The 25,660-nt window shown below is 38.3% G+C and carries 26 protein-coding genes and 1 pseudogene; 10 read left to right on the forward strand and 17 right to left on the reverse strand.

Going from position 1 to position 25,660, the window contains the following annotated elements:
- The first annotated feature begins 24 nt into the window (after window positions 1–24).
- From HX129_RS03930 to HX129_RS03950, 5 genes are read left to right on the forward strand one after another with little or no spacing between them, the layout of a single operon-like run.
- On the forward strand, window positions 25–1,539 hold the full coding sequence (locus tag HX129_RS03930; RefSeq protein WP_286436020.1) for a 3'-5' exonuclease: 1,515 nt from the start codon (window positions 25–27) through the stop codon (window positions 1,537–1,539).
- On the forward strand, window positions 1,527–1,844 hold the full coding sequence (locus tag HX129_RS03935) for a hypothetical protein (RefSeq protein WP_130073502.1): 318 nt from the start codon (window positions 1,527–1,529) through the stop codon (window positions 1,842–1,844). The genes HX129_RS03930 and HX129_RS03935 overlap by 13 nt, the downstream gene beginning before the upstream one ends.
- A gap of 57 nt (window positions 1,845–1,901) precedes the next feature.
- Entirely contained in the window at window positions 1,902–2,324 is a 423-nt protein-coding gene (locus tag HX129_RS03940) for a hypothetical protein (protein ID WP_286436021.1), read from the forward strand.
- Window positions 2,324–2,533 (forward strand): helix-turn-helix domain-containing protein, encoded by a 210-nt coding sequence (locus tag HX129_RS03945; RefSeq protein ID WP_130073500.1) that lies wholly within the window; start codon window positions 2,324–2,326, stop codon window positions 2,531–2,533. Before HX129_RS03940 ends, HX129_RS03945 begins: the two co-directional genes overlap by 1 nt.
- 1 nt (window position 2,534) lies before the next feature.
- Complete coding sequence (locus tag HX129_RS03950; RefSeq protein ID WP_130073499.1) at window positions 2,535–3,665, forward strand: phage integrase Arm DNA-binding domain-containing protein; 1,131 nt, start codon at window positions 2,535–2,537, stop codon at window positions 3,663–3,665.
- Between the two features lie 130 nt (window positions 3,666–3,795).
- Here HX129_RS03950 and HX129_RS03955 read toward each other — a convergent pair.
- Together HX129_RS03955 and HX129_RS03960 are read right to left on the reverse strand one after the other, a co-directional pair.
- Window positions 3,796–3,936 (reverse strand): annotated as a pseudogene (locus HX129_RS03955) (uracil-DNA glycosylase family protein); the annotation flags it as partial.
- 124 nt (window positions 3,937–4,060) lie between these two features.
- Window positions 4,061–4,345, reverse strand: coding sequence for a hypothetical protein (locus HX129_RS03960; RefSeq protein WP_130073498.1), 285 nt, complete (start codon window positions 4,343–4,345; stop codon window positions 4,061–4,063).
- Between the two features lie 457 nt (window positions 4,346–4,802).
- Between HX129_RS03960 and HX129_RS03965 the strand changes: the two genes are divergently transcribed.
- On the forward strand, window positions 4,803–5,501 hold the full coding sequence (locus HX129_RS03965; protein WP_286433852.1) for a DUF1826 domain-containing protein: 699 nt from the start codon (window positions 4,803–4,805) through the stop codon (window positions 5,499–5,501).
- Between the two features lie 66 nt (window positions 5,502–5,567).
- Here HX129_RS03965 and HX129_RS03970 read toward each other — a convergent pair whose 3' ends face one another.
- From HX129_RS03970 to HX129_RS03990, 5 genes are read right to left on the reverse strand one after another with little or no spacing between them, the layout of a single operon-like run.
- A complete protein-coding gene (locus tag HX129_RS03970) occupies window positions 5,568–6,734 on the reverse strand; it encodes a type III PLP-dependent enzyme (protein WP_286433851.1) in 1,167 nt (388 codons plus the stop codon).
- Between the two features lie 34 nt (window positions 6,735–6,768).
- Window positions 6,769–7,008: a phosphopantetheine-binding protein gene (locus HX129_RS03975; RefSeq protein ID WP_286433850.1), complete on the reverse strand. Its 240-nt coding sequence runs from the start codon at window positions 7,006–7,008 to the stop codon at window positions 6,769–6,771.
- A complete protein-coding gene (locus HX129_RS03980) occupies window positions 7,005–7,667 on the reverse strand; it encodes an isochorismatase family protein (protein WP_286433849.1) in 663 nt (220 codons plus the stop codon). Before HX129_RS03980 ends, HX129_RS03975 begins: the two co-directional genes overlap by 4 nt.
- A gap of 40 nt (window positions 7,668–7,707) precedes the next feature.
- A complete protein-coding gene (locus HX129_RS03985) occupies window positions 7,708–9,375 on the reverse strand; it encodes a (2,3-dihydroxybenzoyl)adenylate synthase (RefSeq protein WP_286433848.1) in 1,668 nt (555 codons plus the stop codon).
- 9 nt (window positions 9,376–9,384) lie between these two features.
- The gene (locus HX129_RS03990; RefSeq protein ID WP_286433847.1) at window positions 9,385–10,611 is read right to left on the reverse strand and encodes an isochorismate synthase; all 1,227 of its coding nucleotides are present in this window, start codon (window positions 10,609–10,611) and stop codon (window positions 9,385–9,387) included.
- 147 nt (window positions 10,612–10,758) lie between these two features.
- Here HX129_RS03990 and HX129_RS03995 point away from each other — a divergent pair, with 147 nt between their 5' ends.
- Window positions 10,759–11,532, forward strand: coding sequence for an SDR family oxidoreductase (locus tag HX129_RS03995; protein ID WP_174492615.1), 774 nt, complete (start codon window positions 10,759–10,761; stop codon window positions 11,530–11,532).
- Window positions 11,533–11,557: 25 nt separating this feature from the next.
- Here the strand turns inward: HX129_RS03995 and HX129_RS04000 are convergent, their stop codons facing one another.
- The 7 genes from HX129_RS04000 to HX129_RS04030 form a co-directional block, all read right to left on the reverse strand.
- Window positions 11,558–12,880: a condensation domain-containing protein gene (locus tag HX129_RS04000; RefSeq protein WP_286433846.1), complete on the reverse strand. Its 1,323-nt coding sequence runs from the start codon at window positions 12,878–12,880 to the stop codon at window positions 11,558–11,560.
- Window positions 12,881–13,486: 606 nt separating this feature from the next.
- Entirely contained in the window at window positions 13,487–14,287 is an 801-nt protein-coding gene (locus HX129_RS04005) for a sulfite exporter TauE/SafE family protein (protein WP_286433845.1), read from the reverse strand.
- Window positions 14,288–14,375: 88 nt separating this feature from the next.
- Window positions 14,376–14,876: a flavin reductase gene (locus tag HX129_RS04010; protein ID WP_130073488.1), complete on the reverse strand. Its 501-nt coding sequence runs from the start codon at window positions 14,874–14,876 to the stop codon at window positions 14,376–14,378.
- A 137-nt stretch (window positions 14,877–15,013) separates the two neighbouring features.
- Complete coding sequence (locus HX129_RS04015) at window positions 15,014–16,057, reverse strand: methionine synthase (RefSeq protein WP_286433844.1); 1,044 nt, start codon at window positions 16,055–16,057, stop codon at window positions 15,014–15,016.
- A gap of 78 nt (window positions 16,058–16,135) precedes the next feature.
- Window positions 16,136–17,125, reverse strand: coding sequence for a putative oxygenase MesX (locus HX129_RS04020; RefSeq protein WP_286433843.1), 990 nt, complete (start codon window positions 17,123–17,125; stop codon window positions 16,136–16,138).
- A gap of 457 nt (window positions 17,126–17,582) precedes the next feature.
- The gene (gene cueR / locus HX129_RS04025) at window positions 17,583–17,984 is read right to left on the reverse strand and encodes a Cu(I)-responsive transcriptional regulator (RefSeq protein WP_174492610.1); all 402 of its coding nucleotides are present in this window, start codon (window positions 17,982–17,984) and stop codon (window positions 17,583–17,585) included.
- 64 nt (window positions 17,985–18,048) lie between these two features.
- Entirely contained in the window at window positions 18,049–20,511 is a 2,463-nt protein-coding gene (locus HX129_RS04030) for a heavy metal translocating P-type ATPase (RefSeq protein WP_286433842.1), read from the reverse strand.
- A gap of 151 nt (window positions 20,512–20,662) precedes the next feature.
- Between HX129_RS04030 and HX129_RS04035 the strand changes: the two genes are divergently transcribed.
- Window positions 20,663–20,857, forward strand: coding sequence for a heavy-metal-associated domain-containing protein (locus HX129_RS04035; RefSeq protein ID WP_130073483.1), 195 nt, complete (start codon window positions 20,663–20,665; stop codon window positions 20,855–20,857).
- Window positions 20,858–20,922: 65 nt separating this feature from the next.
- On the opposite strand, the gene HX129_RS04040 is transcribed toward HX129_RS04035, so the two are convergent.
- Window positions 20,923–21,837 (reverse strand): LysR family transcriptional regulator, encoded by a 915-nt coding sequence (locus HX129_RS04040; protein ID WP_286433840.1) that lies wholly within the window; start codon window positions 21,835–21,837, stop codon window positions 20,923–20,925.
- Window positions 21,838–22,184: 347 nt separating this feature from the next.
- On the opposite strand from HX129_RS04040, the gene HX129_RS04045 reads away from it, so the two are divergent.
- Both HX129_RS04045 and HX129_RS04050 read left to right on the forward strand, forming a co-directional pair.
- Window positions 22,185–22,622 (forward strand): DUF2147 domain-containing protein, encoded by a 438-nt coding sequence (locus tag HX129_RS04045; RefSeq protein WP_286433839.1) that lies wholly within the window; start codon window positions 22,185–22,187, stop codon window positions 22,620–22,622.
- Window positions 22,623–22,757: 135 nt separating this feature from the next.
- Complete coding sequence (locus tag HX129_RS04050) at window positions 22,758–23,786, forward strand: LD-carboxypeptidase (RefSeq protein ID WP_502872628.1); 1,029 nt, start codon at window positions 22,758–22,760, stop codon at window positions 23,784–23,786.
- A gap of 50 nt (window positions 23,787–23,836) precedes the next feature.
- Here the strand turns inward: HX129_RS04050 and HX129_RS04055 are convergent, their stop codons facing one another.
- Together HX129_RS04055 and HX129_RS04060 are read right to left on the reverse strand one after the other, a co-directional pair.
- Complete coding sequence (locus tag HX129_RS04055; protein ID WP_286433837.1) at window positions 23,837–24,862, reverse strand: enoyl-CoA hydratase/isomerase family protein; 1,026 nt, start codon at window positions 24,860–24,862, stop codon at window positions 23,837–23,839.
- Window positions 24,863–24,874: 12 nt separating this feature from the next.
- Entirely contained in the window at window positions 24,875–25,648 is a 774-nt protein-coding gene (locus HX129_RS04060; RefSeq protein ID WP_130073478.1) for an enoyl-CoA hydratase, read from the reverse strand.
- Between the last annotated feature and the right edge of the window lie 12 nt (window positions 25,649–25,660).

A 25,660-nucleotide genomic window follows, 5' to 3' on the forward strand; every position in this document is an offset into this window, starting at 1 on the left:
GGGTACCAATAGTGAGATAGCAATATGAATCCAACTATTGAACAACAACATGCCATTGATATGGCATTACATGGTCAGTCTTGTAAAGTGACCGCATACGCCGGTGCTGGTAAGACTTCCACCCTTAAACTGATTGGTAATGCAAAGCATCACCAACATGGAATGTACTTGGCATTTAACAAGGCGATTGCAACAGAAGCACAGTCTAAATTTAACCATAATGTTAAGTGCAAAACATTTCACAGCCTAGCTTATAACTCTGTTCCACGTTGGCTGACCAATAAACTTAAAAATCGTCGCTTGATGTCAAACCAATTGGCATCTCGCCATGATCTTGAGAATTATCAAGTACCAGTGGCATTGGTTAAGCAACGTGGTGAAGATGACCAAAAGCGTTTATTTAACTCAAAACGTATGGCCACATCTATGATGAATGCCGTTGGTTATTTCTGCCGTTCTAATTACAGCGAAATTCAACTATCACAAGTTTACGCTGCTTTACCAGATTGGATGGATGACACATACCGTGCTGAATTGGCAAATATCCTTTTACCTAAGGCACATGATTACTGGAATGACATTTTAAATCCTGCTGGTATTAACCGTCTCGAACATGACCACTACCTAAAATATTGGGCATTGAGCAATCCAGTGATTAATGCTGACTTTATTTTATTTGATGAAGCACAAGATGCTGATCCAATCATGTTAAATGTCTTGAGTAAACAACGTGCTCAGGTCATTTATGTGGGTGATCGTCACCAGCAAATCTATGCGTTTCGTGGTGCTGTCAATGCGATGCAATCCCTAGATATTGCTGAAACACGTTTGAGTCAATCCTTCCGTTTTGGTGAAAATATTGCTGATCTTGCGAATAAAATTTTGTTCAATGTTTTGGATGAAGAAATTCCATTACGTGGTTTTGAACAAATAGATTCAAAGGTTAATGAGGTTAGCGATGAAATTGCCGATGCATTTATTTATCGCACCAATGCTGCAGCACTATCAGCCATGGTTGAGCTGGTAAAAATTGGACGTGAACCACGTTTGGAAGTCGATACAAGTTCTTTATTAAAAAACATTGAAGATGCCAAAAAAGTTAAGTCTGGAATAAAAGTCCATGATGGAAGTGTATTTGAAGGCTTTAACAATTGGGAAGAAGTCATCGAATATACCGAAGAAGTTTCAGGAAATGACTTAAAAGCACTCGTGAGTCTGATTAATACAGTTGGTGAAGCTGCTTTGATTGATGCATTGCTAAAAAGCAACTCCAGTGATTATGACTGCATTGTGACCACAGCTCATAAATCTAAAGGCTTGGAATTTAACAAGGTCAAACTTGGTGGTGACTTCTTCTATAAAGAGGCTGCTGCACCTGGTGAAAAAATCCTAACTGAAGATGAAGCACGACTTTTATATGTTGCTGCTACTCGAGCAAAAAAACAGTTAGATATTTCTGCATTAAATCCACTATTTAAAGGCATCGGCTACACCCCTAATTCTACAAAAGATGAGGTAAAAACCTTATGCGTACAGTAGTCAAATCCAAAAACCTCATCGCGTTCAAAATTTGGTTTGAATTATTGGGTTATGAGGTGAAGCCATTAAATGGTGGCTTTGTTGCACGAGCAAAAAGTCGAGAAGCACAACGCGCATATAAAAAGTCACATCATTATGTCCGTGTTGGCGCAGATCTATCAGGTAACAGAATCGCACATGAACTTGGTACAGAGTTTGAGAACCATCTTCGTGCACCTGAACAGACTTGTACAGCAAAAGCAGAAAAGGAAATTCTGCATATTGTTAAAGGTGAATCACATGGAATGGGTTATCTGGTGGCTTGAAATTATGTTGGTCGTGAACGGATTTGTATTTATTAACTTTGAATTATGGTGGTTATAATGCATACGAATAATATTAAAAAAGATTACTCACAAGCAATTGAAAAATTTGTGAAAAATGGTGGTTTAATTTCTCAAGCTGTAAATACCAATAAAGCCGAGTTTAATTACTGCAATGCGGATACTGTTTTGCAAAGTGCTGAAAGACCAAATAGCTATCAAAACCACATTTTGCGTACACGCGCTGAAAAGCAAGGTTTAAAAAGCTATAAGCCAGTTGCCCTATGTAAATCGTGTGGTACTTCCGAGCGATCAGTAAAGACCAATGCATGTTTGGAGTGTGATCGACGTAGAGCAAGAGCAAAAATGACTATTAATGAATCAAAGATAATTCAAATAGGCTTAACTCTTCTTGCTCAAGAAAAAACGATTACTTTCACCCAAAGTGGTAAAAAATACGTCTTAAAAGTGGAGGAAATTTAATGGCTTGTTTAGTAAAAGTTTCAAAATTTCTAGAATTGGTATACGGGAATGATGAAAATGCCACTCCTCCCTCTCCACAAACAATTACACGTGCTTGTCGCAGAGGTGAATTACCAGCACAACAAAAGGGTAAACTTTGGTATATCGATTGGGATATATACCAAAAGCAAATTGGTGATGACTTAGTCGATCAAGTTTTGAGAGGTTAAAATGGCTAGATCACGTTATAAGGGCAACAAAGATGTGCCAGCCAATCTCTATAGAGATAATGGTAACTCTTGGCGATATCGCCACCCTTTAACGGGTAAATTTCATAGCATGGGCACTGATAAAAACAAAGCATTTCAAGCTGCTCGAAAGTTAAATTCTATCCTTATTCAAGAAGAAGATATTATCGCAAAAGTTACTGGTAAGATTGTTACTTTTAAAGACTTCTCTGAAAAATACTTGTTAGAGAAACGTCGTAAAGATGGACGCCCAATTGCAGAAAATACAAAAAGTGCATATCAAATCCATTTAAATAAACTTTATAGATCATGGGGAGAAAAACCTATAGATTCAATTACGCTAAAAATGGTCAATGAATATTTGGATGAACAAACTCCATCGAATAGCAAATCTATTCGTAGCTTATTATGTAATATATTCGATGTCGCAGTCAGCAAAGGTTTATGTCCTGATAATCCAGCAAGAATCACGTTAAGACGATATGTTCCTAAACAAAGGAAACGACACACTATTGAAGGGTTACAGACCATCCGAGATCACTCTCCTCTTTGGTTGCAAAACGCAATAGATTTATCAATGCTAACCACCCAGAGAAGAACCGACATTGTTTCACTTCGTTGGACTGATATCTTCGATGGTTATATACATATTGCTCAACAAAAAACTACTGATGATCCTATGGATGATTTTGAGGTTATGGCTGGTGCTGGATATGTAAGAATAAAAATTGATAGTGAACTACAAACAGTTTTGGATCGTTGTAAGTCAGATAAGATAATAAGTCCATTTGTGATTCATCAAATACCCAAGCGCAAAACTAAAAATCCAAATAAAGAGCATTGGACTCAAGTTCTGCCACTTTATCTTTCTGAAGAATTTCTACGCATTGTTAAAGAGTCAAATGCATATCCTGACTTGAAAGGTAGACAGATCCCTACATTTCATGAAATTCGTGCATTAGCAATTTTTTTGCATAAAAAAGCTGGTCGCAGTGCCCAAGCATTAGCAGGTCATGCATCTGCGAAAATGACTGAACACTATGAAGCTGGACATGAAATTATTTGGAACGATGTTGATGTTGGTATTGCTTTACCATTTGCCAAAGTGACCTAAAAATCATTCACAATTGGGATTTATAAGTCTTTGTTTTCTATAAATTCAATAAGTCCCAAATACTCCATTAAAAAACCTTATTTTTAATCAATAAATTAATATATAACAATTACTTAAATTTAATAGAATTCATATCATTTTGATAGTTCGGATAATAAAAATCCATTTTCCAACGCGCTTTTGGCGGTGGAAAACTACCTAACATCAAAAGCTTAGCATTTTTAGGTAAAAATGGTTCTAAAGGATGTGTTTCGATGATAGATTCAGTCATTGATCAAATATTCATGATTTCACATTTACCCATCAATCATAACATTCAATCTCTATTTTTGAGTAACGCTCAAAATAACATGCCAAATTATATATAGTTCAAGATGATAAACCTATCTAGAAATTTAAATCCATCGATTACATGGACTATTTATCAAATATTGCTGTGCTTGTTGTTCTGTAATCAGCTGATTTTTTTGAAAATGATTTAACAATTCACACAGCCTTACATAAGCATCCCCCTCACCTGTAATCTCACTTAAAAAGGCTAAGTATTCAGCTAATATATTTAAATCATTAATTTCTTTTATCTTTGTAATATGCTGATTTATATATTGTTCAGATAATTCATAACCTTGTGTCTCCGCAATTTTTTCAAAGGTTGCTACAAATTCAGTAAAGTTTTGCATGTCTGTCTCTAGCCGAAAATAAGGATTTAGCTTAACTCATTTTCATAGAAACAGCTCAGTGCTTTAAAATTTACTTTTTTCCATCTTTTTACAGTGGAAAAAAGTAAAAGTGCTGTCGCATATGGATTAGATACTGGGCAAGATTTAACCTAGGTTATAACCTTTGATAAATTCTTTATCTACAACATTACTTTCGTCTAGTGCTTTAAAAAAAACATCCATCATGGGTTTATTCCTGTTGAGCCGTGATAAATAGTAATATCTAATTTTTTCCTCGCCCCCTTACGAAGTATACTTCTCAGGTGGAATGCCAAACTGGTTAATTTTTATATCTAAACAATAGTCAAAAAGCAAACCTATTGATTCCAATCTATATACACATCACATCCGTATCTCATTTTCCATTTTTAAGACGCTGCGTGTATGATGCAACGTTATTTATTCATTTAATTCTGATATGAAAAATACACTTTTTGATCACCATCAAATTGATGTGGTTTCTACTTTTTCTGAACTCACCACCTTAAAGTTTCACGGCGCTGTCAACGCCATGTGTTGGCAAAGAAACTTAGTTGGTGATTTTAAAGAAATTGTCAACAAACTTAAATTGACTGAAAATATTACCGAAGTTTCTGTGGATGATCTATGTGCCTTAAAACTCACAAAAAATGCCCATCTTGCCCGAGAACACATCATCAATGATATACAACTACTGACCGATTTTGGTGCTTCTCCGTGTCTCAATCTATTAAAAAATTATGAACGTGACAATGAGCTTGATTTTATTTCAACCGACGTTTATTCCTATCATGTAGACCGTTCGCCCATTGAAACAGACACTTTTCTATGCACTTATTATGGTGCTGCCAGTGATATTTTACCCAATGCTCAGGTTCAGCAAAAAATCTTGATCCCTGAAATTAGAGCAAAACTGAAAGAACTTCATGATGGTACAGATGCAGAATTTGAAAACTTTCTTGAAGAATATTTCTTTGATCTACATTATGAACCTAAAACAGATGCCAAACCAATCAATTTAGGTCTAGGACATCTTTGGCGTTTAGCTGTAGACCATCCAACACAACATGTTTTGCCTTGTGTGCATCGCGCGCCTCAGGAAAATGAAGATGAATATCGCCTATTGTTAATTTGTTAATGCATTAACCCAATACGATAATGCAATCATCAGCGGATTGGGTTAATTTTGATTTAAATCAATACACTACTCTAAATAAAAGGTTTTTAATGGTGGATAGCCATTAAACTCAACGGATGCATAAGATGTGGTATAGGCACCCGTACTGAGCCAATATAAACGATCTCCCATGACCAAATTTTGCGGCAAAGGATAAGCGATTTTCTCATACATAATATCCGTCGAGTCACAGGTTGGTCCTGCCAAAACGACGTTAGATTTTGCCATATTATTCTGCATTTTGGGTGTATAAATCGGATATTTAATCATTTCTCCTAATGTTTCAATTAAGCCATTAAATACCCCAACATCGGTATAAATCCACCGTTTTTCATCTTGCTTCGATTTATGTGCAATGAGGACAATCTCTGAGACAATCACACCCGCATCTCCCACAAGTGAGCGTCCTGGCTCTAAAAACAGCGTGATTTTTTGCTGAAAATATTCATCTAAATAGCTTTGTATTTGCTGTGCATAGCTTTGAATGCTGTCAATATCTGCCAAATATTGTGCAGGAAAACCACCACCCGCATTGATCAATTCAAGTTGAATACCATGTTGTTGCTCAAGGGTCTCAAATACGTGTTTTACGGTTTTCAGTGCAGTCCGCCATACCGTGACATCATTTTGCTGACTACCGACATGGAAGGATACGCCATACGGTTGTAGCCCCATCTGTTTGGCTTTCACCATCAGATCAATCGCCATATCAGGGGCACAACCAAATTTACGTGATAATGGCCAATCTGAAGTCGTACCCGACTCTACTAGCACACGGACAAATACCCGAGCATTGGGTGCAAATTGTGCGATTTGTTCTAAATCTGCCTGTGCATCAGTCACAAATAAGCGAACACCTTTGTCATATGCATATTTCACATCTGCTGCTTTTTTAATGGTATTACCAAAGGAAATACGTTCAGCGGCAATACCACATGCCATCACGCGATCTAATTCATAAATGGAGGCAATATCAAAATATGAACCCAGTTGGTCTAAACGTTGAATAATTTCACAACTTGGATTGGCTTTGACTGCATAAAATAGATGTGCTTTGGGAAAGCTATCTTGCAGTTCCTGATATTTAAATTCAATTCGCTCTAAATCCACCACTAAAAATGGACTCGGTTTGTTTGCAGCAAAATTTTGGATTTTTTGCCATTGTTGTGAAGAATAATAATTTTCTAAGTTCATCAAACATTTACTCGCTTTTTTTGTGGCGCTTGAATCAAGCGAGATTGTGTTTTAAACGGCACTGCCAATCTTGCAGCGTAGGTTCTTCAACTAAATCTTGAAATTCGACACTGATACCAAGTTCACGCCATTGGCCAACCAAGGTCATCAGGCTCACCGAATCAAGACCGAGCATAAATAAATTGTCATCATTGTGAATTTCACTTGCGTCGATTTCGAGTTGTTTGGCAATGGTTTGACGCAGTCCTTCCAAAGTTAAATCTGCATGCATCATACAGCCTCCATTGTGAGCGCTTCTGTTTGCAATTCAGTTAATACCGTTGCTGTATCTACGACTTTGGCACAGCGACCTGTCGCATATTTCAGTGCCATTTCATGCTCTGCTAAACTAAAATCTGCGAGCGCATCCCCCACTAAAAAGGCTTGTATATCCAACATAAAGGCTTCAGCGGCAGTTAGTAAACAACCAATGTGTGCATACACCCCACAAATCATCAGTTGATCACGCCCTGCATCTTTCATGCGTTGTTCAAAATCACTTTTCTTAAATGCACTATAACGCCATTTGGTCAACACAATATCCTGTGCTGTAGGTTGTAAACTCAGAATAATCTGCACAATATTCGGATCTGCAGCCAAGCCTTTGCCCCAAAAATCGGTTAATAATTGACGATGTTCTACACTCTGATCGCCAGGTTGAGCGGTGTAATACACAGGAATGCCTTGCGCATGACATTGATCAATCAACTGACGGCAATGTTGAATCAACTCAGGAATAGGGGCTTGGCTTTGATCATAAAAATCTAAGAAATATTGTTGTAAATCATGCACCAATAGTACGGCACGACTTGGATCAAGCGTCCAGTTGACTTTGTTTGTTGGGAAATTTTGCGCTTGTGGCATCGGATAACTTGCAATACGTGGAATAGCCATATGTGATTTACCTTGTAATTTATAAAATTTAAAAATATTTTTACGCCACTAAACGTTGTCTGAGCGCTTTTTTATCGATTTTACCCAAAGCGGTATAAGGCATATCGGCAACAAATTCGATACGGTCAGGAATCTTATAAGTCGCCAACCCATAGTTTTGAACGTACTGTCGAAGTTGCATCATTAAGCGTGTTGCACTCGGGTCTTGTGCATCGCTACGCCATTGAATATAAGCGCAACTTTTTTCACCTAACATTGCGTCGGGCATCGACACCAACGCCGACTGAATCACTTGAGGGTGCTGATTTAAGACTTGTTCAACTTCTTCGGTCGCGATTTTTTCACCGCCCCGATTAATTTGCTCTTTACTACGCCCTTCCACAATGATGTTGCCAGCCGCATTGATCCGTACTAAGTCTCCTGTGCGATAAAAACCATCGACAGTAAATGCATTCCGATTATGTTCTGGTGCATTAAAATAACCACGAATGGTATAAGGCCCTCGCGTCAGTAAATGTCCTAACTCACCTTGAGCCAGTTCTTGATCATCATCATCGACCACTTTGATTTCATCATCCGCACTGATTCGACTGCCTTGTGTAGCAATGATTTGCTCAAGATCATCTGTATAGCGGGTATAATTCACCAAGCCTTCAGCCATACCAAAAACCTGTTGTAAACGGCATTGATATTGTTCTATCAGTTGTTGTGCCAAAGCATCTGCCAAACGGGCACCGCCCACTTGTAAAACTTTTAATTGAGCGAAGATATTGTCTGCACCTTTTTGCACAGCTTCTGCCCATGTTGCAGCCAAGGCAGGAACCAATGCCACATGTGAGATCTTGTGCTGTTGAATCAGCGCAAAACACGTGCTTACTGAAGGATCTGGCGATAAAACCAACGTGCCACCTGCATAGAACAGCCCCAATGAGCCTGGGGAACTTAGACTAAAATTATGTGCTACAGGGAGCACCATTAACATTTTGGTCTGAGGATTCAGTTCACAAATTTCCGCACTGGCACGCACGCTATATAAATAATCATCGTGAGTACGAGGAATTAATTTTGGTGTGCCTGTACTACCACCCGACAATTGAAAAAATGCGACATGACGCGCTGTCACTTGAGGTGCAATCATACACTGTTGCTGAAATGCCTGTGTATTTGGCCATGCTTCAAAACATGATTCATCACCCATTACATCACCGACCACTAAAACCTGTTTTAAACTTTCACAACGATTTAAGCATTCACGCGCTAATTTACGATAATCAAAACCCATAAATTGATCGGCACAGATATACAATTTTGCTTGCGTTTGGGTAATAAAATGACTGACTTCTGCATGACGGTGCGCAGGTAAACTCATCACAGGACGCATACCAATTCGTAACGCAGCAAAATAAGCAATAAAAAATTCTGCAATATTGGGCAGTTGAATCACCACACTGTCGCCAACTTGATAGTTTTTTTGTGTTAAATAGACGGCGAACGCATCAATACGTTCTTGTAATTGACGATAACTAAAATGACGCTGACCACAAATTAAAGCGGTATTCTCGGCATATTGATCTGCACATTCGATGAAAAACTCAGTTAAGGTTTGCCCACGCCAATACCCCTTTGCAATATATTTGTCCACAAACTCAGGTGGATATTGCACAATGCCATCCCACAGCTTTTGTTCTAATACGCTTGATTCAGACATGGCTTCACCTTATTGATAGCTGAGTTGATCAGCGTTTAAACCTAAGCCATTCAGCATGGTGTTAAACTTGGCAATAGTTTCATTTAATTCACTGGTCGGTTGCGATGCCTCCACGATTCCTGCACCCGCATATAAGCGCGCGGAATGTTCAAAAATACGACCACAACGTACATTTACTGCCCACGCACCATTGCCTTGAGCATCACTCCAGCCCATGGTTCCTGCAAATAAATTTCTTTGAAAGGGCTCTAGTTCTGAAATTAACTGACGTGCCAAAGATGCAGGTTGACCACATACCGCAGGTGTAGGATGTAAAATAGAAATAAGATCAAAAACATGCATTTCAGGGTCTTTCAATGTGCCCTTAATCTGTGTGGCTAAATGCCATACCGTTTGAGTCTTAATCAGTGATGGTGTTTTTGGAATCGTTAAACTTTGACATAAAGGTGAAAGCTGATCTGCAATAGCTTCAATCACCACTGCATGTTCATGTTGATCTTTGGTCGATGCCAACAAACGCTGTGCCTGTGCTTGGTCTTCATGAGGGTCAGCACTTCTTGCTAAGGTACCCGCAACAGGATTGCTAAAGACATATTGATTTTGTTTGGCAATCAGTAATTCAGGGCTTGCTCCCATAAACCAACCTGATTTTTTCGGGTCTTGCGCCAAAGCAAAGGTATAGCCTTCGGGATTGTTATGAAATAAACGATAGAATAATTCAACCACTGAGAATTTATGCGTACTGTGCAGATCGATTGCACGCGCTAACACCGCTTTTTCTAATTCTGTCTTTTTCATCAATTCCACGAGTTTAGCCACGCCGTTGACATAATCTACTTGTGGCGGTACCAACGTGGCTTGTACGTTTGAATGCCCTTTACTTTCGGCTAAATGCGCTAAACCATCACTGACATAGCTGTTTTTCGCTTCAGCAACGGACATCTCAGGTAAGTCACGATGATCAAAAGGTAAACTCCCAACCAAAATCAGTTCAGCATTTCCTGTTTGCTGAATTTTTTGTTGAAGTTTTTGTTGTGCATGTTGCAACCATGCCTGTTGCTGCTGCTCGAAAGAAAGTGCCCTATTACGGTCAAATTGAATATTTTCAAGTAACTTTTGACTTGAAATTGCCCCTGTAGGTGTTGCAAATACAAACCCTGCGACATCGGTTTCAATTAAATCTTCCTTGGTTATTCCAATCATGTTTTTAAATACTGATGGTTCTACTGGCAACATATTTGCTCTCGCATTTTCAGTTATGTTTTTAACAATTCAGCCTAAAGCCATTTGACTCTAGGGGCTGAACGCAACTACTATAATGATTATTATTCTCATTTATTAATGATAATTGTTATCTTTTGTAAAAATCATAGGGACTTAAATATGTCTTCAGTCTTTATTGTGACGGGTGCCGCACAAGGTATTGGTGCTGTTGTTGCAGCGAAATTACTGCAACAAAACCATCAAGTGATTGGAATTGATCTCAATCCTGAACTTACAGCATGGGAAATCATGCAGAAAATTACGCCATCGCAACAACAAAATTTTTATGCGATTGCGCATGACATTTCTCAAACAAATGGTTTGATTGAACAGATTCAACGGTCACCTTGGGCTGATCAAACCATTACAGGCTTGGTCAATGCTGCGGGTATCTTGGAAATGGGCAGTTTGCTCGATACTACAGCCACCCAATGGCAGCATAATTTAGCCATCAATTTTCTAGGCCCTGCGCTATTGTCACAGTGGGTTGCCAAACAAATGATGCCACATCAAACAGGGGCTATCGTCAGTATCAGCTCCAATGCCGCATTGATTCCACGTATGAATATGGGACTATATGCCACCACCAAAGCCACAGTCAGTCATTATTTTAAAAATCTTGCCTTAGAACTTGCACCGCATGGTATTCGCTGTAATTTGGTATTGCCCGGCTCAACCCTAACACAAATGCAAAAACAATTATGGACAGATGAGCAACCACCACGTGGCATTGTTGAAGGAAATCTTGAACAATACCGTAATGGTATTCCACTCGGGAAAATGGCTGAACCCGAAGATATTGCCAACGCTGTTTTGTTCTTACTTTCAGATCAAGCCAAACAAATCACCATGCATGAACTCGTCGTAGATGGTGGTGCAACACTTGGGGTTTGATGAGTTTTCAGGACCACTGCCAGATTTACTCTGGCAGTTTTTTTTCAATTGTTAAATCGTCTGCTTTTAGCTGAGGTTGCTGTAACCATAGGCGTAACATCCGCATAAAATCATGCCAGTATTCAGCTAAAGCCTCGACATCATAAAGTTCTTTGTGACCATCTACAGCAAGGTATAGACGCTCGACACCATCGACAAATTTATTGGTAATGGCAATATCAAAATCTTCAATTGGACCTGCAGAAATGGTCGTTTTGGTTAATTTACACCCTTCAAATTGTTCAGGCAAAGGATAAGGAATCCAATTGACAATCGGACCAAATAAAATATTTTCCATTGGTTCAAAACCGTCTAGCACATAACGCATTTGCTCAAAATAGCTGTTCTGGTGTGGACGAATTTCATTAAAACGCTGTGCTAATAGTTGTACCGTTTGCGCTAGATTTTCCTGTCCTGTACCTGCCAAACGTAAAGGCAAAATATTCATTACTAAACATGGAATGCGCATCGCCGCCGTACCTAAACGTGACATCATGGGCACGCCAAAACATTGCTGAAGATCTCCTGACTGTTTGGCTAAATAGCGCATCATGACTGCCATCACTATCATCGCACTGGGTAATTTTAGTTGTGCAGCTAAATCATTCATGTGCTGCTGTGTTTCCCAATCAATCATATCTTCATAGCGAGGACCTTGATAAAAAGGCTGTTTTAATTTTCGTTTGAGGCGTTTCTTTGGAGCAAGTTCGTTGGAAAAATTTTCACGCCAAAATGCTAAATCTTGCTGCGCTTTTGGCGATTGTAAATAACGCTGTTCCTCTGCCAAAAAGCGATCAAAATGCTCAAAAGCTTTATTCTTCAATGCTGTGGAATTTTTTAAAGATTGGTAATAATCTAAAAAACGATGAATCATCAACCCATAGGCATAACCATCCAATGCCACATGATGTGCTCTAAAAAATAAACCGTATTTTTCATCATCCAAGTGTACAAAAATATAATCGTAGAGATGCCCTGTGCTGAGATCGAACGGTGGTTCAACGGCTTGATCTGCCCAAGCTAAAACAGCTTGCTCATCTAAATGTGATAAATCAATAAATTGTGCTGCTCGTACAGCGACATCATCAACGCGGTAGGCTTTACCGTCTATGTCAAGCGCACGCCAATGTAATGCTTTGGCTTCTTTGAGCGTAGATGCAATGGCTTGGTGAAAGATTTCCCGATCAAGCGGACCTTCGATCACCAACCATTCTGCGGTATGAAATGGATAACTGCCGTGATAATGATGCCCTTTCCACATACTGTGTTGTGCACGAGTTAAGGGAACGAGAGATTGCATTTTTTGCATGAGTCATTGCCTAAATCAAACAATTTTTATCAAGATCTATAAAAATTTGAACGATATATATTGAAGAAAAATGATGAATACTTTTGTGTCGGAAGCATTGATGTAAATTATTAAATATAATCATTATTATTTGCAAATGATATTTATTATCATTACAATAAACCAACATGATTCGTTTTCGATGGTTAAATCATGAGACCTTGAACCACATTTTTTCAAAGAGTAGACGACACATGTCGAGATCTATTCCCTCAGCACGATACTTCCCACACGTAATGAACAAAGAAAAATCATTTGGGCTAAAGGTAAAAAACGATTACAAGCACGTATACGATCCGTGATTTTTTTAAGGCATAAATGTGAATTTAAAATTTGAAATTATTTTAATCTTAATGATCAGTGGATGGGTCACGGTTATCGTCACTGAATTTTTGTTTCTAAAATTTTATCATTAGCCTAATGAAAAGCTCAACAAGTGATGATGACCACACTGAATTGATCACAAACCCCCTTCTCCTCTTAGCGTAAGCCCTGATGCAACCTAAGAGGAGAAGGAATCATTTGTTGAAACGATATTACATGAAACGTTCATTGGGCATCAAAATATTAAAGAAAGCCTTTGACTAAAAAGAAACTTCCAACACACAGTAATAACACAGCAAAACATTTTTTTAATACGCTTGGTGATAAAGCATGTGCTGCTTTTGCACCGTATTTTGCGGTAAAGAAACTCATGATACTAATGCCTAAAAAAGCATAAACATGAATAAAACCAATGGTATTTGGCACGTTCACTTGTGCATTCATACCAAAGACCATAAAGCCCAAAGCACCAGCGATGGCAATCGGGAGACCGCATGCTGCAGATGTTCCTACGGCTTTTTGCATGACGACACCATAATGTGTCAGATATGGCACCGTTAAACTTCCTCCACCAATACCAAAAATTGCCGAGGCAATCCCAATGCCTGCACCAGCACCCATTTGCTTTGCTGTAGAGGGTAACTGTTTGGTGGAATCAACCGCTTTTTTAGCGCCCATAAACATATTGTAGGCAACCCAAAGTAAAAACAAACCAACAATAAATTGTAAATGTACACCTGACAGCCAACCTGCTATCCCAGCACCTGCAAAACAGCCAATCGCCATCGGCGGGGCTAAATTTTTAAATACAGGCCAAATCACAGCGCCATTTTTATGATGTGCCATGAGTGAACTAATTGATGTAACAATAATTGTCGCCAATGACGTGCCTAAAGCCAAATGCATGATGACATTAGGGTCATAGCCCATTTGCGTAAAGACAATGTATAACAATGGCACAATGATGGTGCCGCCACCGACGCCAAACAGCCCTGCTGCAAAACCAGCCAAAGCCCCGATGACTAAAAATATAATGAGTTCCACAAGATACTAACTTTTAAAAGGGATTAAAAAATGAAGTGAGAAATATTTATAACAAGAAACCTCTATAGCCAATTGCATTCATACACAGTTAAGCAATTTCAACCTGTGTTTGACCCACTTGATGATAAGCACGATTAAAATAAACCAAAGCCTGATCTTCTTGATTCTTTTGAATTGCGACAATTGGACAGATAAAAATCGTATGTGTTCCCACTTCCTGAATATCTGAAATTTCACAATCAAAACTAACCAAAGCATCAGCTAACACAGGTGATCCTGTTTCAAGCTCAGTCCATTTTCCCAAAGCAAAGCGCTCATCTGAATTGAGTTTAGATGAAGCAAATGCATTAGACAGTTTTTCATGCTGGGCACCGAGCACATTTACCGTCAACACTTTATTTTCAACAAAATGCGTATGAGAACGTGATGACTTATTCATACAGACCAATAATGTCGGTGGTGTATCCGTCACACTGCACACAGCAGATGCTGTAAAACCATGAAAACCAGATTCGCCAACGGTGGTCACCACATTGACCGCACTTGTTAACGAAGACATTGCATTTTTAAAGTCTGTTGCATTCACCATGACCGTGTTCCTGTTCGCCTAAAACGCTGTATTTGACTGTAATGTTAAAAATACTGTGCCGTTCAGATGTAAATATTGCTTTATAGTTCCTTCTTCGTTTTAGAAAAAGGAACTTTACATATAAGTTAAATGTTGAATTATCGAGATAATTCCTGACGGATAATCTCTGCACCTGCACTGAGCGCATTCAATTTTCCGCGCGCCACTTCACGTCCTAATGGCGCCATACCGCAGTTAGTTGAAGGATAAAGCTTATCTGCATCTACAAACTGTAAAGCTTTACGCAAGGTATCTGCAACCTGTTCAGGTGTTTCAATTACATTGGTTGCGACATCAATGGCACCAACCATCACTTTTTTACCGCGGATGAGTTCGATTAAATCCATGGGTACACGAGAGTTTTGGCATTCAAGCGAGATGATATCGAGCTTCGATTGCTGCAGTTTCGGGAATGATTCTTCGTATTGGCGCCATTCATTACCCAAAGTCTGTTTCCAATCGGTATTGGCTTTAATGCCATAACCATAGCAAATGTGAACTGCAGTTTCGCATTTCAAACCTTCAAGCGCACGCTCTAAGGTCGCAATCCCCCAATCATTGACTTCATCAAAAAATACATTAAACGCAGGCTCGTCAAATTGAATGATGTCCACGCCTGCCGCTTCAAGCTCTAAAGCTTCTTGATTCAGGATTTTAGCAAATTCCCAAGCCAATTTTTCACGGCTCTTGTAATGACCATCATACAAAGTATCAATCATCGTCATCGGGCCAGGCAAAGCCCATTTGATCGGCTGATGGGTTTGGCTGCGTAAGAATTTTGCATCATCCACAAACACTGCTTTCTTACGCGATACTTCACCTACGACAGACGGTACACTTGCATCGTAACGATTGCGAATACGCATCGTTTCACGCTTTTCGAAATCTACCCCTTCAAGATGTTCAATAAATGTGGTCACAAAATGCTGACGGGTTTGTTCACCATCGCTCACAATATCAATGCCTGCATGGATTTGTTCATGCAAAGATAATTTCAACGCATCACGTTTTGCATCTAATAATTCTTCGCCTTCAAGTTTCCATGCTGACCACAGTTTTTCTGGTTCAGCCAGCCAAGACGGTTTAGGTAAGCTGCCAGCAGTTGACGTTGGAAGTAACTTTTGATGTGTTAATTGGGCCATATTCGATCTTCTATCTCTATTTTCTTTAAAACAGGTGTTTTAACTCACCCGTGTTTCATCTATTTACGTGATTTAAAATTAAGCTGCGTCTGCATTTTCAAGACTAAAATTAGCAGCCCACTCATTCAGAATGTCGTTATATGGCTTGATAAAGTTTTCTTCCGTCCATTTGCCCTGTTTAACCGCCAACTGACCACGTTCAACACGGTCATACACAATACGGGTTAATGAGTAATCGCCAAAGCTTAAGCTTGGTTGATACACTAAGCCTGCTGTCGCATTGGTGTTGTAAATTTCAGGACGGTAGATTTTTTGGAAGCTTTCCATGGTGCTGATCGCACTGATCAATTCAAAATCTGTATAGTCGCTCAGTAAGTTGTCAGCAGAATAGAATGCCAATGGCGCAGTCGCATTTTCAGGTTTGAAATAACGAACGCTTAAGCCCATTTTTGCAAAATACTCATCAGTACGTGAATAGTCATCATTGGTATATTCCACGCCTAAGATCGGATGTACATTTGCAGTACGATAATAGGTTTTTGTCGTTGAAACACTTAAGCAAATTACAGGTTGTTTTTTGAATTCAGCTTTGAATACGTCTGAATTGATCAAGTGCTGATACAGCTTGCCATGTAAATCGCCAAAATCTTCAGGTTTTTCATTGAATTTGCAGCCGAGAGTTGGCAATACCACGCTGAAGTCATAGTCACGTACATACGATGAAAAACTGTTGCCGATCATACCTTCAATGCGTTCATTGGTTTTATGGTCGATGATGGTGCTTTTTAAAGTTTCAATAAATGGGAAAGTTTGACCATTGCCCTCAATGTCAATCTCGGCAGAAATAATATCGATTTCAAGTGAATAACGATCAGCATTCGGATTGTCACAGCTAGCCAAACTATTAAAACGGTTATTAATCATTGCCAAGGTACGGCGCAGATTTTCTTCACGGTGTTCGCCACGTGCCAAATTGGCAAAATTAGTGGTCAGACGTGTGCTGTCAGCTGGTTTATAGTTTTCATCAAAACGAATACGTTTAAGTGAACATGCAAATGCGTTACTCATGGGAAATACCACCGAATTTCAAAAATAAATTTAAATGTTTTCAATGAGGATATTTATACTTCAAAGCCAAGATGAATAAAAATGATTTAATCTAAGGTAAAGCTGAGTAAAATTCATGTAAGATAAAAATGAAACAACAAAACCCAAAAATACAATTATAAAACATTGAAATAATTAATTATTTTTATAAATTAAACTTTCACCCATGGGCAAATAAAAAATCTATTCTTCTTGCAATAAATACGTTGTTGCTGATCAATCTTATGAAATTTTGAGTATTTACATTTATGCTATGTAAAAAATTAATGATTCAAATGCGCCATTTTCTAAAATAAATACATGAATATCATGTTGAATTGGGGTGAAAAAAACCAATGATCATTGTAAAAACGGGGGATGTCCATACTGCTAAGATGAAAAAATATCAATATTGTGTCACTCAAGCTCTATACAGCTTTTACGTTTCAACAGCACCCAACTCAATATTTTTTAAAATCGCACAATCTGCCTGATCATTGCCAGAACAACAATTCGCAGAATGTTGTAGTAAGTCAACCATCGCTTGCAATTGGGCAATTTTGTCATTTAACACTTGAATATGCTGTAAAGTCAGTTGTTTCACTTCAGCACTTTGACGTTCGGTATTTTTCCACAGCGACAATAATTCTTTCATTTGCTCAGAGGAAAAACCTAAATCACGCGCATGTCGAATAAAATTTAAGGTTTTTAAATCTTGTTCTGAATAGATACGATAACCTGAAGCCGCACGCTTTGCTGTATCCAACAAGCCGATTTGCTCATAATAACGAATCATTTTATTGGAAATGCCTGACTGTTTAGACACCTGACCGATATTCATCTTCCACTCCTAATAAATATTTAGAGTTTAAATCCAAGCGTTTAAACTCTAAACATAAGAATCTTTATGCGTCAAATTTAAGTGCATGAAAATATTTTAAACGTAATGCATTAGCCAAGACAAATACGGAAGACAGCGCCATCGCCCCTGCGGCAAAAATTGGTGACAGTAAAATACCAAAACTTGGATATAAAATCCCTGCGGCAATGGGAATCAAGGCAATGTTGTAAATAAATGCCCAAAATAAGTTTTGCTGAATATTACGAATAGTCGCTTTACTCAGCGCAATTGCATTTGGTACGCCTTGCAAATTACCAGACATAAGAACTACTTCAGCAGCTTCCATCGCAACATCTGTACCCGTGCCAATCGCAATACCAACATCTGCTTGTGCCAATGCGGGTGCATCATTGATGCCATCACCAACAAATGCCACACGACCATATTTTTTCTGTAACTGTTTCACCACTTCAACTTTACCATCAGGCAAAACTTCAGCTTCGACTTGATCTATTTTTAACTTTTGGGCAATAGCGTTAGCTGTATGACGGTGATCGCCTGTGATCATGGCAACTTTCAAACCAAGTTGATGTAAAGCATCAATCGCAGCATAGGTCGAGTCTTTAATCGGATCGGCAACAGCAACAATTGCGGCAAGTTTTTGATCAATCGCCACATAAATAGGAGTTTTGCCTTCATTGCCTAAACGTGCAGCTTCGGCTGCAAATGCACTGACATTGACTCCAATTTCATTCATATAACGGTCAGCACCAATTTGGACTGCTTGACCCTCAACTTCAGCTTGAATCCCTGAACCTGTCACCGAGTCAAAAGCGGTTACAGGCAAGAAATGGATATTCTCCTGTTGTGCCGCATCGACAATTGCCAACGCAATCGGATGTTCAGACTTGGCTTCAACCGATGCGACAATTTGTAAAACTTGCTCACGAGCAAAACCATCCATCACTTGAAAATCAGTTAAAGTAGGTTTTCCTTCAGTCAATGTCCCCGTTTTATCGACTGCAACCACGTTTATATCTTGCAAAAGTTGTAAGGCTTCACCTTTACGGAACAATATCCCCATTTCTGCACCACGACCTGTCCCTACCATAATGGACGTTGGTGTTGCTAAGCCCATAGCACACGGACAGGCAATAATCAGTACCGCAACAGCGTTGATCAAGGCGAAAGTCAGTGCAGGATCAGGACCGAAGATTAACCAAACAAAGAAAGTGAGCAGTGCTAAACCCATCACCACAGGAACAAACCACATAGTGACTTTATCGACTACAGCTTGAATGGGCAACTTTGAACCTTGTGCTTGCTCAACCATATGAATGATTTGTGCCAAAACAGATGCTTCGCCAATCGCCGTGGCACGAATATTCAATGTCCCATTTTGGTTAATCGTCCCGCCGACAACTGATTGACCTACAGATTTTTCAACAGGGATGGGTTCACCTGTAATCATCGACTCATCAATATAACTATGCCCTTCAACAACTTCACCATCGACAGGTACACGCTCACCTGGACGAATTTCGACAATAAGATCACTCGTTACATTGGCAATGGGTACTTCTAGAATCTGTCCATTTTGGTGAATACGGGCAGTTTTTGGCTGCATACCGATAAGATGTTGAATAGCTTGAGATGTTCGTCCTTTGGCTTTGGCTTCAAAATAACGCCCCAATAAAATTAAACTCACAATCACCGCAGCGGCTTCATAATAAACGTGCACTGTACCTTGCGGTAAAAGCTGCGGTAAAAATGTAGCCACCAAGGAAAAACTATAGGCTGCCAATGTTCCAACTGCCACTAAGGAATTCATATCTGGTGCAAAGCGCAATAATGCAGGAATCCCTTTTTGATAAAATCTACGCCCTGGAAAAATTAACACTAAGGTCGTCAGTACACATTGAATCAGCCAACTTTGATATTGTCCGATATGATGCATCACCCACATATGAAATGCAGGAATCATATGTGAACCCATTTCTAAAATAAAAACAGGTAAGGCTAAAACCAGTGAAATAATGAGATCTCGTTTTAACTCCTGTAACTCACTATTTTTTTTATCTTGTTGTTGAGTTTTATTGCTTGAAACAAGTTTGGCATCATAGCCTGCTTTTTGCACAGCTTGGATTAAACGATCACTGCTGATATGGGCATCTGCCTGAATCCAAGCTTGCTCAGTGGCTAAATTAACATTGGCTTGTTGCACACCTTCCACTTTTTTGAGTGCCTTTTCCACACGTGCTACACAAGAAGCACAAGTCATGCCTTCGATGGTCAGTTCAATGGCAGGGCTTGCAGCCACATCATAGCCTGCCCGTTCCACAGCTTTGATCAGCAATTCACGGTCTAAAGGATGAGATGATTGAATAACGGCTTTTTCAGTTGCCAGATTCACATGTGCAGTGTCTACCCCTTCGACTTTTTTCAAGGCTTTTTCGACCCGCCCAACACATGAGGCACAAGTCATACCTTCAATTGACAAAGTTTCCTGATACTGTTGTGAGCTCATATTTGACCTCTCATTTAAAATTCTGTTTTAAGCATACAGATTGACATCATGGTAAGGTCAAGTGAATTTTAAAAATAGATTTAAAGCTTGACTTTACCATCGTGTTAAGGTTTAGACTTGCTTTAAACGATACTTCTCTTGGAGAATAACCATGAAATTATTGATCGAGAATATGACCTGTGGTGGTTGCGCGCGTGGTGTCACTGCAACCATTCAAGATGTGGATAGCCATGCCAAAGTTGAGGTTGATTTGGTAAGTAAAATTGTCACTGTTGACACAACTGCGAGTACAGATCAAATAACTGCGGCTTTAGCAGAAGATGGTTTTCCTGCCAAAGTTCAGTAATTCGCTACACTTCATTAAAAAGCCAACTGTTCATCTCATTTGGCTTTTTTTACATCATAAAATGATCAAAAACCGAGATGCTTATTATATGAAATCCCTTCTAAATCATAAACTTGGTAAATACAATCAAAAAAAGATTTAATATCTTCTGTATATTGTTCTTTACGAACAGCCATAACGACATGTGTGATCGCATTCAAATCTAGAATAGGAATAAATTTCAAATTGGTTAAACAAATATTTTTAGCACTTTCAGGTACAATTACCATGCCATCACCAGCAGCAGCAAAACCACATGCCAAAGCCATTTCTCGTACATAACGCACATGCCTAGGCTTTAAATTGTGCTGTTCAAATAAAGTCGCTATATAATGTGAATAATTAAGCTGATCATCTTTTGGATAAAAAATTAAATCTTCATCGACCAATTCTTCTAAAAAAATACCTTTCTTACATGCTAATGGATGACCAGCATGTATCGCTAATACTAAAGGTTCATCTCGTAATTTAGTTCGAATAATCTCAGGATCATCAAAATTGATCCGACCAAAACCAATATCAATTTTTCGATTTTTTAATGCCTCCACCTGTTCAATTGAAGACAGTTCCACCAACTCAATTTTTAGATGAGCATTTCTTTGTTTAAATAAAAAAATTATTTTAGATAAATAACCAAATAATAATGATCCAACAAAACTCAAAGTAATCGTTCGATCAATCATACCGATTTTTTTTGTCATACTTTTTAATTCATCGGCTTGACTTAATAATTGTAAAGCATGATTATAAAAAAATCCCCCGGCATCAGTCGTCATTAAAGGTCGACTGCCCCTTTCAAATAACTGAACACCCAGTTCTGCTTCTAAGTTTTGGATTTGTCGACTTAAAGGTGGCTGAGCAATAAATAATTTTTCAGCAGCTTTGGTAAAACTTTGTTCCTCAACCACTGCCACAAAATATTTTAAATGTCTAAGCTCCATGTCTATATATCCCTGTTTAAAATTTCTGAATCAAGCATCGTTGATATATTGATTTGACATTAAAGAATAATCTATTTTTAGATATAAAAAAAATTATTCAGTAAAAATGAATCTTAAGTACAGAAATTCAATTCAATCTTGAAATAATCAAAGATTTGAATATTCAAAATTTAGATTTAATCAACAATCTATTGATACGCAGCAGTTAAACCTACTATTTATACAAAAAGCGAAGCTTTATACACATACAAAATTCATCTATTAATTTTCAAAAATTAACACCCATTAAATAAAAAACTCAATATTTTTTTAATAATCTGTCCTTATTATCCTATAAGAGATTAAAAATGAAACCTCTTTTCAGCTTATTGACCTTATTCATGATTTCTGTACACAGTTATGCGAGTGACCCCTTAAACGGTACGGTATGGAAAACCATCGATGATCAAACACAAAAACCCATGTCACTTGTCCAATTTAAAGAAAATGCTAATGGCACATTGTCTGCAAGCATTCAAAAAGTTTTTGAAGCGAGCCAAGCACAAAAATGTACAAAATGTATCGGAAAATATCAAAATAAGCCTTTAATTGGACTTAAGATCATTTCCAATTTAAAAAATTCAGGTCATCTGAAATATACAGGGGGAAGTATTACAGATCCACAAACAGGTAAAACATATAAATTTAATGCCAATTTATCTGAAAATGGGCAAGTTTTAAAAGGACGTGGTTTTATCGGTGTATCTGCATTTGGACGTTCACAAACATGGTTAAGGGTAAATTAGGATTACACTATCTTTGCTGTGGACAAAAGACATATTTAACTCAGTGAAATTGTTTAATTTATGCAATTTATCTAGCTGTAATGCTGATCCTTTGCATACAATTCTACCTTTGAAAATAAAGTCGATCTCGAAATGATGAAAAGTTTGAAATTTATATCTATATGGGCAATTTCACTTTACGTTTCGATCTCTTCACATGCGAAAGATACGATCTACCTCATTTCTAGTTCATCTGCCTATGATGAAAGTTACATCCCTAAAATAACTCAGGCTTTTGAAAGTAAAGGCTTTAGTGTGAATACACAATATCTAAACCAGCAGCTTTCAGACTTTGGCTATGTAAACACTGACCATGAACGCGCTAAAAATCTGATTGCTGCTTTAAAAAATGATCACGTTAAATATCTTTGGTTTGTACGGGGTGGCTCGGGGGCTTTAAATTTATTGCCTGAATTACATGCAGAAATTAATCAGATCAAAAAAAGCACACCGAAAGTTCTCATTGGTTTTAGTGATGTGACAGCCATTCATTATTTTATCAACAATGAAATTGGCTGGAAAAGTATTCATGGAACCACCGCCGCAACAGGCAAAATTATCAATGCACCGACTGCTGCTTCTACTGAAACAACGGCAGCAATCACAAATATAAAGCATACTGATGAGAATCAAAATGATGTGGTCGATGAAATCTTTTCAACCTTACAAAATGGTGTGCATTATCAAGGGCTTTTACCGTTAAATCAGGCAGCAAAAAACCACTTTGATCAGGGCATATTAACAGGGGGAAATTTAACGCTTGTACAAACGTTATTTTCGACCAAATATGAACGTCGTTGGCAAAATAAAATTCTGTTACTTGAAGATATTAGTGTGACCTATAAACAACTTGACCGCTTATTACATCAAATTTTATTTAAGAAAGATTTTCACCCTAAAGTCATCGTGTTTGGGCAGTTTTATCCGAGTAAAACCAATGATGGTGAACGTTTAATTTACAAAGAAGTGATCCGAAAATTTGCCGAAAAAAGTCAAATTCCTGTGTATTATTATCCTTATTTTGGACATGGGAAAATCAATAAACCTTTTATTTTAGGTGGAAAAGCACATATTGCTTGTCCTCAGGATTCAGATTATTGTTCCATCTTTCAAGAAAAATTTTAAATAACATTTAAAATAAAAAACCGAGTTAGATCAACTCGGTTTTACAGATATTAACCCAACTCAGCTAAAATTTTATCCAGTGTCGGATTACTTTGTTGCCATTTCGGCTGTTTGTCTTTATCGACGATCAAAGCACGAACACCTTCAACAATATCGCCATGTTCGAACCAAATATCCTGTAAATCACGCTCGATTTGCATACACTGCTGTAGAGACAAACTCCGTCCAAGATGTTGCAACTTTAAACTCGCTTGTTTAGCAATTAAGGAACGTTGCTGCAAAGTATTCAGCACTTTACTTGCCCATGCTTGATATTCTGTATCAGTCTCATTTTCCAGACTATTTTCAATTTCTGCTAGACTTTCAAAACCAAAATGCTTACGAATATTTTCAGCCAACAAGCTTAATTCGCTCTGTGTTGGATGGGTAATAAACTTCGTAATCATTTGACCAATATTTTCTTTCGTTAAATGTTCAGCTTGAACTAAAGCTTGTTGTAAAGCTTCGAATTGCTCACTTGGCACATGATAATCAATCAAATCTAAATATAAGGCATCACTACTGCTGATTTGATCACCCGTCGTTGCCAAATAAACACCAATATCATCTAAACGAGATAAAAAGTGCGTTGCCGCCACATCAGGGAAAAAGCCTATTGCCGTTTCAGGCATGGCAAAACGTGATTTTTCGCTACTGACAATGATATGACATGCTTGAGCCAAACCAAAACCGCCACCCAAAACATAGCCATCAAGTAAAACAATAACAGGCTTTTTTGATGCTCGAATGCTATTTAGCATGTCATATTCGGCACTAAAATAAGCTTTATGGTCTTCAGTACCATTTTTATAACTATCATAAAGATAGCGAATATCACCACCTGCACAAAAGGCTTTAGGGCTATTTGACTTAATTAAAATGGCTTGCACACTATCTTCATTTTGCCAATATTCAACTTGGCTGCGAATGCCATTGATCATCTCTAAAGATAAAGCATTTAAACTCGGTACACGATCTAAAGTGATCATGCCCAATGCACCTTGTTGTTCAATAATTAAGTGATTTTCTGTATTCATGTCAGCATTCTCTTATTGATTTTTAAACTGCGCTTGACGTTTTTCAACAAAGGCTTGCATGCCTTCTTTTTGGTCGAGAGTAGCGAAAATAGAATGGAAAGTACGGCGTTCAAAACGTAAACCTTCAGCTAAACTAACTTCAAAAGCACGGTTAATCGATTCTTTGATCATCATGGTGGCTACAAGTGATTTTTCAGCAATTTTCTCAGCCGCTTGCAAAGTTTCTTGCAATAACTGTTCTTTTGCAAAAACACGCGCCACTAATCCACTTTGCTCTGCTTCTATTGCGCCCATTTGACGTGCGGTTAAGCACATTTCCATAGTTTTCGCTTTGCCAATTGCAAGTGTCAAACGTTGTGTCCCCCCGATCCCAGGAATAACACCCAAGGTGACTTCAGGTAAGGCAAACTTGGCATTATCTGCGCAGTAAATAAAATCACACATCAATGCCAATTCACAGCCACCCCCTAAGGCATAGCCACTCACCGCAGCAATCAATGGCTTACGACGTTGTGCGATACGATCAGCCAAATTAAAGAAATCATCAAAATAAATATTGGGGAATGTTAAATTTGCCATTTCTTTAATATCTGCACCCGCAGCAAACGCTTTTTCTGAGCCTGCAAGGACGATACACCCAATTTCACGGTCTTGTTCTAGATCATCCAGTGCTAAATTGACTTCACGAATGAGTTCAGTATTTAACGCATTGAGTGCTTTTGGACGGTTTAACGTGATTAAACCTACACCATTTTTCTTTTCTAATAAAATCGTTTCAAACTGCATTTTTCATTCCTT

This window comes from Acinetobacter sp. 251-1 (assembly GCF_030329305.1).
Taxonomy (GTDB): Bacteria; Pseudomonadota; Gammaproteobacteria; order Pseudomonadales; family Moraxellaceae; genus Acinetobacter; species Acinetobacter piscicola_A.

Excerpts from the sequence above, each read along its gene's own strand:
- HX129_RS03930 (WP_286436020.1), top strand. The coding sequence starts at position 25 with ATGAATCCAACTATTGAACAACAACATGCCATTGATATGGCATTACAT.
- HX129_RS03935 (WP_130073502.1), top strand. The coding sequence starts at position 1,527 with ATGCGTACAGTAGTCAAATCCAAAAACCTCATCGCGTTCAAAATTTGG.
- HX129_RS03940 (WP_286436021.1), top strand. The coding sequence starts at position 1,902 with ATGCATACGAATAATATTAAAAAAGATTACTCACAAGCAATTGAAAAA.
- HX129_RS03945 (WP_130073500.1), top strand. The coding sequence starts at position 2,324 with ATGGCTTGTTTAGTAAAAGTTTCAAAATTTCTAGAATTGGTATACGGG.
- HX129_RS03950 (WP_130073499.1), top strand. The coding sequence starts at position 2,535 with ATGGCTAGATCACGTTATAAGGGCAACAAAGATGTGCCAGCCAATCTC.
- HX129_RS03960 (WP_130073498.1), bottom strand. The coding sequence starts at position 4,345 with ATGCAAAACTTTACTGAATTTGTAGCAACCTTTGAAAAAATTGCGGAG.
- HX129_RS03965 (WP_286433852.1), top strand. The coding sequence starts at position 4,803 with ATGAAAAATACACTTTTTGATCACCATCAAATTGATGTGGTTTCTACT.
- HX129_RS03970 (WP_286433851.1), bottom strand. The coding sequence starts at position 6,734 with ATGAACTTAGAAAATTATTATTCTTCACAACAATGGCAAAAAATCCAA.
- HX129_RS03975 (WP_286433850.1), bottom strand. The coding sequence starts at position 7,008 with ATGATGCATGCAGATTTAACTTTGGAAGGACTGCGTCAAACCATTGCC.
- HX129_RS03980 (WP_286433849.1), bottom strand. The coding sequence starts at position 7,667 with ATGGCTATTCCACGTATTGCAAGTTATCCGATGCCACAAGCGCAAAAT.
- HX129_RS03985 (WP_286433848.1), bottom strand. The coding sequence starts at position 9,375 with ATGTCTGAATCAAGCGTATTAGAACAAAAGCTGTGGGATGGCATTGTG.
- HX129_RS03990 (WP_286433847.1), bottom strand. The coding sequence starts at position 10,611 with ATGTTGCCAGTAGAACCATCAGTATTTAAAAACATGATTGGAATAACC.
- HX129_RS03995 (WP_174492615.1), top strand. The coding sequence starts at position 10,759 with ATGTCTTCAGTCTTTATTGTGACGGGTGCCGCACAAGGTATTGGTGCT.
- HX129_RS04000 (WP_286433846.1), bottom strand. The coding sequence starts at position 12,880 with ATGCAAAAAATGCAATCTCTCGTTCCCTTAACTCGTGCACAACACAGT.
- HX129_RS04010 (WP_130073488.1), bottom strand. The coding sequence starts at position 14,876 with ATGGTGAATGCAACAGACTTTAAAAATGCAATGTCTTCGTTAACAAGT.
- HX129_RS04015 (WP_286433844.1), bottom strand. The coding sequence starts at position 16,057 with ATGGCCCAATTAACACATCAAAAGTTACTTCCAACGTCAACTGCTGGC.
- HX129_RS04020 (WP_286433843.1), bottom strand. The coding sequence starts at position 17,125 with ATGAGTAACGCATTTGCATGTTCACTTAAACGTATTCGTTTTGATGAA.
- cueR (WP_174492610.1), bottom strand. The coding sequence starts at position 17,984 with ATGAATATCGGTCAGGTGTCTAAACAGTCAGGCATTTCCAATAAAATG.
- HX129_RS04030 (WP_286433842.1), bottom strand. The coding sequence starts at position 20,511 with ATGAGCTCACAACAGTATCAGGAAACTTTGTCAATTGAAGGTATGACT.
- HX129_RS04035 (WP_130073483.1), top strand. The coding sequence starts at position 20,663 with ATGAAATTATTGATCGAGAATATGACCTGTGGTGGTTGCGCGCGTGGT.
- HX129_RS04040 (WP_286433840.1), bottom strand. The coding sequence starts at position 21,837 with ATGGAGCTTAGACATTTAAAATATTTTGTGGCAGTGGTTGAGGAACAA.
- HX129_RS04045 (WP_286433839.1), top strand. The coding sequence starts at position 22,185 with ATGAAACCTCTTTTCAGCTTATTGACCTTATTCATGATTTCTGTACAC.
- HX129_RS04050 (WP_502872628.1), top strand. The coding sequence starts at position 22,758 with ATGAAAAGTTTGAAATTTATATCTATATGGGCAATTTCACTTTACGTT.
- HX129_RS04055 (WP_286433837.1), bottom strand. The coding sequence starts at position 24,862 with ATGAATACAGAAAATCACTTAATTATTGAACAACAAGGTGCATTGGGC.
- HX129_RS04060 (WP_130073478.1), bottom strand. The coding sequence starts at position 25,648 with ATGCAGTTTGAAACGATTTTATTAGAAAAGAAAAATGGTGTAGGTTTA.